This is a genomic window from Synechococcus sp. R8-2, from assembly GCF_047461715.1.
Classification (GTDB): Bacteria; Cyanobacteriota; Cyanobacteriia; order Thermostichales; family Thermostichaceae; genus Thermostichus.
Genome location: NZ_JANSHQ010000151.1, coordinates 1 through 13,084 on the forward strand (window position 1 = coordinate 1; position 13,084 = coordinate 13,084).

The following is a 13,084-nucleotide window of genomic DNA, read 5'->3' on the forward strand; positions in this document are numbered from 1 at the left end:
CGAGCGCCGGGAGGATGTCACGCATCCACCCTAGCTCTGGATTGGGAAGGATGGCCAGCGCTTTTGCACAGGCGCAGCAGGGCACAGTCTCAGTACCCTGGTTGATTGAGTCAATGCAGAGGTGGGATCCCTCTGTTGGGATAGCCGTTAGGGAGGCAGGTTCACGATGCAACTGCGAACAGCTCTGCCGCTGTTGTGCCTTTCTCTCTTGGTAGCTGCTTGCCGGCCCGGCGGGCCACCTCGCAGCATGGGGGGTGAAGGGGGCGGAGAAGGCCAACCCACACCAGTGGCCGTCGGCAGGGTAGAGGAACAGCAAATCGAAGAGACCTCAGAGTTCATGGCCAGCCTCGGATCCCAGCAGGTGGCCAGTATCCGCCCTCAGGTCAGTGGACAGGTGACCCAGGTGTTCGTGCAGCTGGGATCCCAGGTGGCTGCCGGAGCCCCTCTCTTTGAGATCGACAGCCGGCAGCAACAGGCGGCGGTGGCCGGCCAAACGGCGGGGATTGCCGCAGCCCAAGCCAACCTGGAGAGCGGCCGGGCCGTGCTCAGCCAGTTGCGGGCGGATCGGCTGCGGCTTGAGGCAGCGGCGGAGTTTGCCCGGGAGCAGCACGAGCGCAACCTGCGCCTCTTGGCCGAGGGGGCCATCAGCCAGGCGCAAGCGGATCAATCCAGCCGCGACCTGCGCCAGGCGGAGGCGGCTTTGGCGGCGCAACAGGAGCAGATCCGCGCTCAGGAGGCCGCGATCTTGCGGGCAGAGCGGGAGGTGCAGCGAGCCCAGGCCGAGGCGGAGCGGCAACAGGTGCAACTGCAGTTTTTCCAGGTTACAGCTCCCTTTGCCGGCATTGTGGGGGATGTTTTGGTGCGGCAAGGGGACTACGTGACGCCTCAGACGGTTTTGACCACCTTGACCCAAACCCAGGCGCTGGAGCTCAACCTCAACATCCCGTTGCAGCGGGCCCCCCAGCTGCGCATTGGCACGCCGGTGCAGATCCTGGATAGCCGCGGCGAGGTGATCGGCAGCAGCCAAATCTCTTTCATTGCTCCCGAAGCCAACGCCGCCACGCAATCGGTGCTGGCCAAGGCTCTTCTGGAGAACCCTGCCGGCCAGTTGCGCTCGGCCCAGTTTGTGCGGACTCGGGTCATCTGGGAGGAGCGGCCGGCCTTGCTGGTGCCGGTGACGGCGGTGGCCCGCTTGGGGGCGCAAACCTTTGTCTACACGGTGCAGACAACGGAGCCGCCAGCAGAGGGCATGCCCCCGGGGGCGGTGGCGGTGCAAAGGCCGGTGCAGCTGGGATCCATCTACGGAAACAGCTATGAGGTGCTGGAGGGTTTGGAGGCCAATGAGCCAATTGTGCTGAGCGGCCTGCAGAAAATCCGCGATGGCGCCCCGATTGTCGATGAGGTGCTTTTTCAGCAGAGGATGCAGCCACAAGGGGGAGGGAGACCTCCTGGATCCCCGCCCTAGGTCCTCTCTCTCCGGCGGTTTCCCAACTCAGCTATCCCCTTTCACTCCTCACTGCGCTGGACTATGTTTGTTGACTTTTTCATTCGCCGCCCTGTTTTTGCCAGCGTCTGCTCCATCCTGATCGTGCTGGTGGGGGCGGTGAGCATTCCCCTACTGCCGGTGGACTACTACCCACAGGTGGCGCCGCCAGCGGTGAGGGTGACTGCTGTTTATCCTGGGGCCGACGCCGAGACGGTGGAGACGGCGGTAACCAATGTGCTGGAGCAGGAGATCAACGGCGTCGAGGGTATACGGTCTATCGCCTCGGTGAGCAGCAGCAACGGCACCAGCCAGATCACCGTTACCTTCAGCCCGGATCGGGATCTGGACACGGCGGCTGTGGATGTGCAGAACCGGGTGGCGCGGGCCCAGGGCCGGCTGCCGGCGGAGGTGATCCAAAACGGCATCAGCGTGGAAAAGGCCGGCGACAGCGCCTTTGTGCTGGTGTTGGCGCTGCGCTCAGAGGCGGGGGAATACGACGAGCTGTTTTTGAGCAACTACGCGGAGCTGTTTGTGCGGGATGCTTTGCGGCGCATCCGCGGCGTCAGCGATGTCATCATTTTCGGGGAGCGCACCTATGCCATGCGCATCTGGCTGGATCCGACGCGGCTGGCCAGCTATGGTCTGACAGCTCTGGATGTGGTAAACGCAGTGCGCCAGCAGAATATCCAGGTGCCCGCCGGCCAAATTGGCGGCCAGCCCAGCCCCCCGGATCAGGAGTTTCAGATCAGCGTCCAGGCCACGGGGCGGCTGTCGCAGCCGGAGGAGTTCGCCCAGATCGTTCTCAAGGCCAACGCCGATGGCAGCTTGGTGCGCATTGCCGATGTGGGCCGGGTAGAGCTGGGGGCCCAAAGCTACGATACGTTCTTCCGCATCGGGGGGCAGGAGGCGGTGGGGATCGCCATCACCCAACAACCGGATGCCAACGCCCTAGAGGTGTCGCGGCAGGTGCGGCAGACGTTGGCGCAGCTGGCGGAGAGTTTTCCGCCCGGCTTGATCTACGAGATCCCTTTCGACGCCACCCTGTTCATTACCGAGTCGGTGCAGGAGGTGATTTTTACCCTGCTGCAGGCTATTGCCCTGGTGGTGCTGGTACTGTTCATCTTTTTGCAAGATTGGCGCGTCACCCTCATTCCCACCGTTACAATTCCGGTGGCGCTGCTGGGGACCTTCGCCTTTGTGCGCCTGTTTGGCTTTTCCATCAACACTTTGACTCTGTTCGGCCTCACCCTGGCCACCGGTCTGGTGGTGGACGACACCATTGTGGTGGTGGAGAATATCTCCCGCTACATCCGAGACCGCGGCATGCGGCCTCTGCAGGGGGCCTCGGCGGGGATGAACGAGGTGTTGGGGGCGGTGATCGCCACGACGCTGGTGCTGCTGGGGCTATTTGTGCCTGTTGCTTTCTTTCCTGGCACCAGCGGTCGCATCTACCAGCAGTTTGCCGTCACCATTGCCGTGTCGGTTTCGCTGTCCACGTTTAATGCCATTACCTTGGCTCCGGCTTTGTCGGCGCTGCTAATTCGCCCCCGCTCAGAGCAGATGTTTTGGCTGCTGCGCTGGTTTGACCGCGCCGTGGAAGGGATCCGAGCGGCCTACTGCCGCCTGCTGGAGCTGGTGGTGAAGCTGCGGCTGTTGGTGGTGACGGGGTTTATTGCCTGTTTGGGCCTCACCTACTGGCTGTTCCAAATTGTGCCGACGGGGTTTGTGCCGGATGAGGATCAGGGCTTTTTCATCACCATTGTCCAGGGGCCGCCGGGGGTTTCCCTCAACTATACCGACAGGGTGATCCGGCAGGCCGCCGCTATTTTGGAGGGGATCCCTGAGATCGAAAATCGGGTGATCGTGGGGGGGTTCAGCTTTACCGGGCCCTCGCCGGGGAATGGGCTGATCTTTGCCACCCTCAAGCCCTGGGAAGAGCGGCGGCAACCGGAGCAATCGGCGCAAGCGATTGTCAACCGGCTATTTGGGCCTTTTTTGGGCGGGATCAGCCGCGCATTGGTGATCCCGATCCTGCCGCCGGCCATTCCCAATTTGGGGGTTGCGGGCGGGTTTACTTTCCAGCTTCAGGATCGGGGGGTGAACGATTTCAACCTCTTGGAGCAGACGGCCAACACCCTGTTTTTTGTGGGCAACTCGCCGCCCCCGCCGGGCCAACCCCCCTTGGGCTTGCGGATTAACCCGCCCACCTTCAACGCCAATTCGCCGCAGCTAGAAGTACAGGTGGATCGGGAGATGGCCCAGTTGTTGGGGATCCCTCTGTTGGATGTCTTCGGCACGCTGCAGACGCTGCTGGGGGGCACCTACGTCAATGATTTCGACCTGTTCAACCGCAACTACCGGGTCTATGTGCAGGCGGATCAAGCATTCCGAGGTAACCCGGAAAGCATCGGCCAGTTCTACGTGCGGGGTGGGCAGGGGCAGCTCTTGCCGTTGAGCACCCTGGTTCAGGTGGAGGAGACCACCAGCCCGGCCATCATCAACCACTTCAACCTCTTCCGCTCGGTGGAAATTCAGGGCAGCGCCCTGCCGGGCTTTAGCTCAGGGCAAGCGATTCGGGCTATGGAAACTCTAGCCGCCCAGTTGTTGCCGCAGGGGTTTGGCTTCGAGTGGTCGGGCCTGTCGCTGGAAGAAATCGATTCGGGAGGACAGGCGCCGCTGATCTTTGCTTTGGGCTCGGTGTTCGTCTTCCTGGTGCTGGCGGCGCAATTTGAGAGCTATGTGGATCCCTTGATCATTTTGTTGGCGGTGCCGCTGGCGGTTCTTGGGGCTCTTTTGGCGCAACTGCTGCGGGGCTTGACCAACGACGTCTTCTGCCAAGTCGGGTTGGTGATGTTGATCGGGCTGGCCAGCAAAAACTCCATCTTGATTGTGGAGTTTGCCAACCAGTTGGTTGCCCAAGGGATCCCACTGCTCAAAGCTGCCACCCAAGCAGCCGAGACGCGCTTCCGCGCCATTCTGATGACCGCCCTGAGCACTATCCTGGGCATTTTCCCGCTGGCAGTGGCCAGCGGGGCCGGGGCCGCCAGCCGTCAGTCTCTGGGCACGGCGGTGATCGGCGGCATGTTCGTCTCGACAATGCTCAGTTTGCTGGTGGTGCCGGTGCTCTATGTCGTGATCAAGGGGATCCAGGTGCGAATTTTGGGGGGATCCCCTTCGCCTGTGGATCTGGCGCATCTGCCCCCACCGGAGGATCCCAAGGATCTGCTGCCTGGTGGCGACAGCGTTGGGTAGCAAGAGGGATCTGCTTGCTTCTTCTCTTCTGGCGGAAAAGCGAGTGGGGGAAGGGGGCACCTTTCATCCACCGAGGGCCCTGTCTTCGAGCAGTTCGAGCTCGGCTCCGCCGGGCATTTTTTCCCAGAACTGAGCCAGGTGTTGCAGGCCCACAAAGCCCAACTGCCAGAGGATCAAGGCTAGAGGGCCGTGCTGCTGCCGTTGGATCTTCAGGGCCAGAGCCAGTTGTTTGGGCTTGAGGAGCTGTTGCTGCTCAGCAAACTGGCAGAACTGTCGATCCCATTGGCTAAGGGCTTGTAAATCCGGCAGGGTCGGTTCCATAGGTTTGGCCGGGCAGGAAACCCATCGAATTGAATATTGAATCTCGAGGCTCGGGATCCCCAGTGGAGATCCTGCGGATCCCTTGCAACAGGTTTCTTCCAGGGTACGTGAGCGCCCAGGCATCCCCAAGGCCAGTTCGGGCAGAGAGCACTGAGCTTTGTCGCAAAGCTGGCTTATAGATCCTGGCAGGATAGTCTATCCCCAGGGGTCGTCGTCGAAAGGACTATCTGACCAATAGCCACTCTGCTGGGGTGGAGGGGGCTGTTGGGGAAGGGGCGGCGTGTAAGCAGGAGGCGGTGTTGGGATGGGGGTGGGTTTTTCCAGATCCTCAAGTCGAGGCAGGTCGGCGGGCTTGGGCTCGACACCAAGGCTTCTCAGCTTGGCTTGCGTTTCTTGCACTTGCGCATTGAGCTCTTCCAGGTAGGCGCGGTAGTGGTTGGCAGCTTCCAGGTACTGCTTGGCTTTCTTTTCGTTTTCCCGGACGACCGCCTCCAGTTCTTTGGTGCGAACGGTGTAATCGGCCTCTTGATTGGTGAGGTTTTCGATGGCTTGGTTGAGTACAGCCCGCCGTCGCTCCAGTTGGGCTACAATTTCCGACAACTGTCGTTCTCGCTCGCTAAGGCTGCGTTCCCGGTTTTGAGTTTGTTCCAGTTGAAAGCTGGCCTGGCTGAGCTGCTCTCGCAAATACATCACCTGGGGCTCCGTCTCGTTGCGTTCCTGTTGCAACTCAAAGACCCGCGCTTCCAAGTGATCTTTTTCCTGCTGCAACACTTCCCGCTCGTTCAAAAGACGGGTGTAGAGCTGGTTGAGAAAGTCCACCTCCATCACCACTTGGCTAAGCTGAGTGGCGTATTCCCCAACCAAAGCCAACTCCCGAGCGAGGTTTTGGGTTTCACTGGTGGCTTGATCGGTGAAAAACTGGGGAAGTTGGGTGGTTTCTCTGAGGCGTTGGGTAAATTGCTTGAAGCGGAAAGAAAAGTTGCTCGCCATTGCCGGTGCGGTAGCCTCGAAGATCAGGGGAATGCCGATGGTTGGATTTCACAGGGCTTGGATTGCTTCCAATCTAACATTGTGCTACAGCTTTTGCGGAAGCTTGCCTTGGGTGGGATCGGGGGGAGTTTCAGGGGCCGGCATGGCAACTTCCCCAGAGGGATCCCGCTTCTCGGATTCCGGCTGGGGGTTTTCTGTCGCTCTGTTTTTAACCTTGTCTTTTTGGTCTTTCGAGGTGCCTTCTGAATCCTGGCCGGAGATGCGGTGCAGCAGCCGTTGCAGGAGTGGGCTGCGGCGATTGCCGAGGACGGAGAAGCGGCTTTCGATCTCCTCGACGGGGACGGGATCCATTTGGGCCAGCTCCGGCTCGCTGAGGAGGAGTACCCGTATCGTTGCAATGGGGATCTGCAAGAATAGGTTGGATCCCCAAAATCCAAAGGCAGCTATGGCTAGGCCTGCCAGACGGGTGCCGTTGCCAGGGGTGAGCGGGGCAAAGAGGGGGGCAAAGTCGTAGAGGCGCTCACCGACTTCCAGCATCAGGATTGCCGCCAACAGCGTCAAGATCTTGTGTTCGGGGCTGAGGAAGGCGGCCAAGATGCGGCGCTGCTCGAGGGTGAGTTCTTCTGGGGGGACAGAGGCCACCCACACGCTAAAGATGTCAAACGGTTTGCGCCACTGCATAGCAAAGACCGGCCCAATGCCCACCACGGCCACCCAAGCCTGCTCCGCCCCCACCGGCAGGAGGGGATCCCCTGTGGCCAGCCCGATCAGGGTCAGCCCCACCCACAAGGGGAAGAGGAGGATGCCGGCGGCATGGATCCAGAGGAAAGGTTCCTGCCAATGGCTGCGCATGGGGAGATGCCAAAAGGGACAGGGGAGAGCAGGGCTAGGGGCGGGATTTGTCCACCACTTCCAATTCTGTGAGGCGGAAGGTGACTAATTTGTCCCAGTTGCCGCCTTCAAAGAGGACAGCGGCATGGTTGTCGGTAACCCGCTGTACCTGTCCCTCGAAGCAGTAGTAGGTGTCGTTGGGGTTGATGACCCGGACGGCAACGCCGGGGTGGATCGGGGGAAGGGCTTCGAGGAGGGTTGGGGTTGGAGTCGTGTTCACGTTTCAGCTATCCTCTTTTTTTGCAGAAGCTCTGCCTTACTATTATGGGGGAAAGCCCCTCTCTTGCCGAGTCTCCCCCTCGTTGACCTTCTCCCCACAGCGGTTCACCGAGGGTTGGGCAATGGGCTGAGGTGTGGCTTCCAGCCCGCTAACACGAAAGGGGCCTGCACTGCGACTTCGACGGTCAACCCAGCTCCCCCTCAAGGCCCCAGACCATGGCTACCGGCGCACAGTCTTCCCCCTCCCAAATCTGGCATGTGTTGGTGATCGATGATGAGCAGGGACGGCGGGCTGTGGCCCTCAGCGCTGCCACCTATTCCATCGGCAGGGATCCCAGCAATGCGATTGTCATCGATTCGGCGGCGGTTTCCCGGCAACACGCGCTGCTGCTGCGGCTACCCCAAAAAGATGGCCAGTATACCTACCGGCTGCTGGACGGCAATATCGAGGGCAAGCGCAGCACCAACGGCGTCTCGGTGAATGGGCAGAGATGTTTGAGCTGGGATCTCAAGGATGGGGATCAGATCCTGTTGGGGAATCAGGTGCGGATGCAGTACTGCATTCGCCAGTTGTCAGACGAAGATTTTCAGCGGTATCTCCAGTCTGTAAGCTTTCGCAGCGTGAAGGCGGAGGTGGTGGATCGGCGCTCCACAACCATGCAGCGGTTTGATCCGCCCTCGATGCAGGCAATTTTGCCCCAAGAGGAGACGACGGAGAAGATTGAAGGCGTGAGGCCCCGACGTCGCCATCCGCTGCGGCTGCTGTTGCAGACGCTCTGGGGGCGTTTGAGGGGGAAGCTGAGATAACTTAACCCTCGGGGATGCCCACCCGTTCTGAGTCTGGGAGCGATGACGCGGTCTCGTCGGCGCCGCCTTTGCGCTCTTGCTCTGACGCTTCTGCCTGCAAGTCCAGGAGGGAGGGGGGGGAGTTGGCTTCCTCGATCAATACTCCCCGCAGCCAGAGGGGAGCGACAAAGGTGGTGGCAATCACCATGACGATGATGCTGACATCGAGGGCATCGGAGAGAACCCCACTGGCGGCCCCCACACCGGCAAACACCAGGCCCACCTCACCCCGGGGAATCATGCCCACTCCGATGGCGTAGCGGTTGATGCCCGGCTTGCCAAAGGCCCCCAAGCCCGCTGCTAGCTTGCCCACAATGGCAACTCCGATCAAGAAGACGGCAATGATCAGCCCCTCTCGGTTGACGGGGAGGGTGGGGTTGAGTACGGCAAGGTTGGTTTTGGCCCCAACGCAGACGAAGAAGATGGGCACCAGTAGGTCGGAAATGGGCTTGATCTGTTCTTCCAGCTCTTGCCGTTTCTCGGTTTCGGCCAAGATTAAGCCAGCGGCAAAGGCGCCCAAAATCGCTTCTAGATGAATGATTTGCCCTACATAAGCCAGCAGAAAGGCCAGCACAAGGGCGGGCAGAAGGGGGTTACCTCGGGTCTTCAGGCTGTTGAGAAGGGCAACAAAGTAGGGGCTGAGAAGGCGCCCCAAAACAATGGAGCCGACCAAGAAGACGATGGCACTGAGGATGATGATGCCAATATCGGAAAGGTTGACTTCTCCGTTTTTGGCCAAGCCCGCCACCACGGCCAAGATGATGATGCCCAACACGTCATCCAAGACGGCGGCACCGATGATCACCTGTCCTTCTGGGGAGGTGAGTTTTTGCAGCTCGGCCAAGACGCGGGCGGTGATGCCGATGCTGGTTGCTGTGAGGGCAGCGCCGGCAAATATGGCGGGGATAACGGGCACATGAAACAGGTAGAGCAAGCCCAGGGTTCCGGCCAGGAAAGGCACAGCGACCCCGATGACGGCTACGGCTGCGGCTTGAGGGCCGACCCGCAACAGCTCGGCCAGATCCGACTCGAGGCCGATTTCAAACAAAAGGACGATCACCCCGATCTCGGAGAGGATGTCGATGATCTGGCTTTGGGAGGAAAACACCTGCACCAGGGATCCCTCGTCGAGTCCGGCAGTGGCTTGCAGAAATTGCATCAGTGCTGAGGATTGAGCCAAGGTGTGCAGCTCTTGGCCGGAAACTTGTCCTTCTGGGAAGACAAGCAACCCCAGAGCGGAGGCCCCTACCGCGACGCCCCCCAGCAATTCTCCCAGCACCGGCGGAAAGCCGAGGCGAACGGCGATTTCTCCGGCAATACGGCTGGCCAGATAGATGACCACCAGAGCCATCAGCACCGCCGCCAAGATCAGGGGTAAAAGATTGGCAGCCCCTTCCGGTTCAAGGGGGGCAGCGGCTTCAACAGCAAGCAACACTGAATCTAGGTTGTTCAACAGCAAGATCTCACCCTCAAATGATGAACAGCTTTTTGTCTCGGGCCGGCCCTGCTGGGAACGCTGCCGTTCCCATTCCTTTCGCCCTTCTGCTGGAAGACTGTTACAGAAGCTAACCTCCCTTGGGAACTGTTGGCAACGCCCAGGTAGGCACTCTTATACTCCAGATAATTGATACTTATCTGGAGTATTGTCTCCACAGACGTTCCCATGAGCAGGACGAAGCCCTTACCACTTCCTCTCCTGGAAAACCCCTCAGAACCGGCAATCCAGGACAAGCTGCTCCTCAGGAGGAAGCCTCGCCTTGGCCCGGTGCAGGATTGGATCCATCCAAATCGGACGGTGGCCCAGACAGATCCAGAGGATTAAACCGGTTCATGGCCGTCATCAGTCCCTCTTGCCAGCAGCACTCCACGGCCTCTACCGCCGTATTCAACACCCGCTCCAGCACCTCTTGTTCTGCAGGCGCAAATCCCCCCAACACATGCCCGACCACATCTTGGCTGCCCCTGGGTTTGCCCACCCCCAAACGCAGCCGCGGAAACCCTTCGCTCCCCAAGTGCTGAATGATGGACTTCATGCCGTTGTGCCCACCGGCAGAACCGGATCCCCGCAGGCGCAGACGACCCAGCGGCAGATCCATATCGTCGTACACCACCAGCACAGAGGCGAGATCTAACTTGTACCAATCCAGCACCGCCCGCACCGATTGGCCGGAACGGTTCATGTAGGTTTCCGGCTTGAGCAAGCGTCGCTTTCCTCCCAGGGCAAACCCTTCTCCGTAGCTACCTTGGAATCGCTTCTCCAAAACCAACGGGATCCCCCAGCGCTGCGCCAGCCGATCCACCACCATAAAGCCGCAATTGTGGCGGGTATTGGCGTATTGAGGGCCGGGATTGCCCAGGCCCACAACGAGCTGCAGGGAAATCTCATCGGTTCCCTTGGGCTTGACCTGGGTCACAACGTTTCTCGCCTCCTCGAGCTAAAGTAAGGCATCGCTGCTTTGAGTGGTGTTGGCGTGTTTTTGGGCTGCTGGTCGCCCCGAAGGTGTCAGATACCCAGCCGGACTGAGTCGGGACAGCGGTGAGGATCCCTGGGGGCAAATGGCTCGCCGCCCATGACTCTGCCATTGTTTATTGTCAACGCTCATTGTGAACGCTTCTGACCAACCCTGCTATGAGCCTGCCCACCCCCTTCGGTCTTCACCCCAGCACAACCGAATTCGATGCCTCGGATGCCCTGCGCCTCAGCCAGCGTCTGATTCAAGTGGGGATCGCCCTCTCCTCAGAAACGGATCTGCAGCGGCTGCTGGAGTTGATTGTTGCTCAAGCCCGAGAACTGACCCACTGTGATGGGGCCAGCCTTTTTGTCCGAGAGGGGGAGGAACTGCGCTTTTTCGTGGTCAACCGCCATGAGGAGCTGCGGGATCTGCGCCTGCCCCTCAGCCCTTCCAGCATTGTGGGCTATGTGGTGCTCACCGGGGAGAGCCTGAATCTGCCAGATGTCTACCACCTGCCCGCCGACCGGCCCTATGCCTTTAACCCACAGGTGGATCAGCAAACCGGCTATCGCACCCGCTCCTTGCTCACTGTGCCCATGCGGGATCCCTCAGGAAAGATCCTCGGCGCCCTACAACTGTTGAACCGCCTAAAGCCGGATCACCCCACCCCCCTAGCTCCTGACCAAGTGGCCGAGTGGAGCCAACCTTTTTCTGAGCTGGAAGTTAGCGTGGCAGAAGCCTTGGCCTCCCAGGCGGCGGTTGCCTATCAAAACGTCCAATTGCGGGAAGAGCTCAAATCTGCCCACTTCGAGACCATCTTCTGTCTGTCTGTGGCCGCAGAATACCGGGATCAAGATACCTCCTTTCACCTGAAGCGGATGAGCAACTACTCTCGCATCATCGCCAAGCACTTGGGCCTATCCAGCCATGAGCAAGAGCTGATCTTCTACGCCAGTCCCATGCACGATGTGGGCAAAATCGGGATCCCGGATGCCATCTTGCAAAAGCCGGGGCGCCTGACCCCAGAAGAACGGCAGATCATGAACCGTCACCCTGAGATTGGTTATGAGATCCTCAGCAAGTCCGACTCCGAGCTGATGAAAAAGAGCGCCATCATCGCTCTGACCCACCACGAGAAGTTCGACGGCAGTGGGTATCCGCGCGGCCTCAAAGGAGAAGGGATCCCTCTAGAAGGGCGGATTGTGGCCTTAGCCGATGTCTTCGACGCCTTGGCCAGCCGTCGCCCCTACAAAGAAGCCTGGGCTTTGAATGAGGTCTTTCAGTTTGTAGAAGACAACAGCGGCAGCCATTTCGACCCGCAAGTGGTGGCCGCCTTTAACCGAGGACGCAGCGAAATTCTGGAAATCTACCACCGCTATCAAGAAACCCGCTAAATCCAGCTCCAGATCAATCAGGGATCCAAGATACCAACCCAGAACATTCAGCTCCAAAGGGATCCGTCCCAGCAAACCGCAAAGAAGGGATCCCAGGCCATCCTTCCCGCACAATTCTGCAAAATCCTATGGGCAAAAGATGGGATCCCAGGGCAAACTGAAGGTGGTCGATTTTCTGCACAAATTACCCCATTGAAGGCCGATCTAGAGCCGACTTTTTGTGTTCCTCTACACATCAGTCTCCAACCCATCTGTACCCAACCTGTGCCGAGGATCCCTGTGATGGCTACCCTGACAAATCCACCCACTCCTACCCTATCGATCAACACCAAGCTGCGCGATTTGGCCTTGGTGGAGTTTCAGGTGAGCGAGTCCACCCCTTGTGAGAACGTGGTGCGCCGCCTAGAAGATGACAGCAGCCTTTCAGGAGTCATCGTGCTGGACGAGCGGTCACAGGTGCGGGGAATGTTGACCCGCCGCGCCATTCTGGAGTGGATGCTTAGCAAGCCCTACGGCCTGGATGTGTTTTTGAAGCGGCCCATCAGCTCCATGGTAGAGTTCCATAGCCGGGATTTTCTCTTGCTCCCCGGCGACTGCGATGTCATCCAAGCAGCCGACCGAGCTTTCCAACGGCCCGAAGAGACCATCTATGACCCCGTGGTGGTTCAACTGGGATCCCAGGACTACCGCCTTCTCGATGTGCCGGTGTTGTTGGTGGCCCAGGCCCAGGTGCATCTGGCCACCCAGCGCAAGCTACAGGAGCAGCAGGAAGAGATGAAAAGGATCTTGGCAGAGCTGGAGCAGGAAAAAAACCGCAGCCTCCAGTATGCCCGGGATCTGGAGCGACAAAAAGCCGAGATCCTCAACCAAAACCTGGCCTTAGACATGGAACGTCGCCGGGCCCAACAGCGCTCCGAGGAGTTGGCTCGCCTCAACGCCCGCATCATTGAAATCAGTTCTGTGCTCTCTGAGAGAGGCAAATCCACCTTTGCCGCCACCTTTGCTGGGGTAGAAGCGGTGCGCACCCTCTTCCAGGAAATTGCCGACAACAACCAGGAGCTATCCCGCGAACTCAAGGAGATCAACACCATCGTGGATTTGATCGTGGAGGTGGCAGGATACATTCGCCTGCTCTCTTTCAATGCGGCTGTAGAGGCCAACCGCAGCGGTGGTGCCGGTGGCTTTGGAGCCATTGCCCAGGAGATCCGCAAATTGGCCGGGCGAACCACTGA

The 13,084-nt window shown here is 59.7% G+C and carries 11 protein-coding genes; 5 read left to right on the forward strand and 6 right to left on the reverse strand.

What is annotated here, in order from left to right:
• Nucleotides 1-166 precede the first annotated feature (166 nt).
• Both NW819_RS04255 and NW819_RS04260 read left to right on the forward strand, forming a co-directional pair.
• Nucleotides 167-1,465, forward strand: coding sequence for an efflux RND transporter periplasmic adaptor subunit (locus tag NW819_RS04255; RefSeq protein WP_011432359.1), 1,299 nt, complete (start codon nt 167-169; stop codon nt 1,463-1,465).
• 63 nt (nt 1,466-1,528) lie between these two features.
• Entirely contained in the window at nt 1,529-4,738 is a 3,210-nt protein-coding gene (locus NW819_RS04260) for an efflux RND transporter permease subunit (RefSeq protein WP_414412987.1), read from the forward strand.
• Between the two features lie 63 nt (nt 4,739-4,801).
• Here the strand turns inward: NW819_RS04260 and NW819_RS04265 are convergent, their stop codons facing one another.
• The 4 genes from NW819_RS04265 to NW819_RS04280 all read right to left on the reverse strand — a co-directional run bounded on the left by NW819_RS04265 (nt 4,802) and on the right by NW819_RS04280 (nt 7,160).
• The gene (locus NW819_RS04265; protein WP_414355602.1) at nt 4,802-5,059 is read right to left on the reverse strand and encodes a DUF2949 domain-containing protein; all 258 of its coding nucleotides are present in this window, start codon (nt 5,057-5,059) and stop codon (nt 4,802-4,804) included.
• Nucleotides 5,060-5,254: 195 nt separating this feature from the next.
• Nucleotides 5,255-6,049, reverse strand: a complete 795-nt coding sequence (locus tag NW819_RS04270; protein WP_414390040.1) for a hypothetical protein — start codon at nt 6,047-6,049, stop codon at nt 5,255-5,257.
• A gap of 84 nt (nt 6,050-6,133) precedes the next feature.
• The gene (locus tag NW819_RS04275) at nt 6,134-6,901 is read right to left on the reverse strand and encodes a low-complexity tail membrane protein (protein ID WP_414412988.1); all 768 of its coding nucleotides are present in this window, start codon (nt 6,899-6,901) and stop codon (nt 6,134-6,136) included.
• Between the two features lie 34 nt (nt 6,902-6,935).
• On the reverse strand, nt 6,936-7,160 hold the full coding sequence (locus NW819_RS04280; protein WP_414412989.1) for an NAD(P)H dehydrogenase subunit NdhS: 225 nt from the start codon (nt 7,158-7,160) through the stop codon (nt 6,936-6,938).
• Nucleotides 7,161-7,375: 215 nt separating this feature from the next.
• Here NW819_RS04280 and NW819_RS04285 point away from each other — a divergent pair, with 215 nt between their 5' ends.
• Complete coding sequence (locus tag NW819_RS04285; protein ID WP_414412990.1) at nt 7,376-7,966, forward strand: FHA domain-containing protein; 591 nt, start codon at nt 7,376-7,378, stop codon at nt 7,964-7,966.
• 1 nt (nt 7,967) lies between these two features.
• Here NW819_RS04285 and NW819_RS04290 read toward each other — a convergent pair whose 3' ends face one another.
• Nucleotides 7,968-9,437: a cation:proton antiporter gene (locus tag NW819_RS04290; RefSeq protein WP_414412994.1), complete on the reverse strand. Its 1,470-nt coding sequence runs from the start codon at nt 9,435-9,437 to the stop codon at nt 7,968-7,970.
• Nucleotides 9,438-9,744: 307 nt separating this feature from the next.
• Nucleotides 9,745-10,419 carry an aminoacyl-tRNA hydrolase gene (gene pth / locus NW819_RS04295; RefSeq protein ID WP_414412991.1) on the reverse strand — a complete coding sequence of 225 codons (675 nt, stop codon included), beginning with the start codon at nt 10,417-10,419 and terminating at the stop codon, nt 9,745-9,747.
• A 215-nt stretch (nt 10,420-10,634) separates the two neighbouring features.
• Between pth and NW819_RS04300 the strand changes: the two genes are divergently transcribed.
• Both NW819_RS04300 and NW819_RS04305 read left to right on the forward strand, forming a co-directional pair.
• Nucleotides 10,635-11,852: an HD domain-containing phosphohydrolase gene (locus NW819_RS04300; protein WP_414412992.1), complete on the forward strand. Its 1,218-nt coding sequence runs from the start codon at nt 10,635-10,637 to the stop codon at nt 11,850-11,852.
• 282 nt (nt 11,853-12,134) lie between these two features.
• Nucleotides 12,135-13,084: methyl-accepting chemotaxis protein (locus NW819_RS04305; protein WP_414412993.1), on the forward strand; the 950-nt coding region annotated here is incomplete at its 3' end.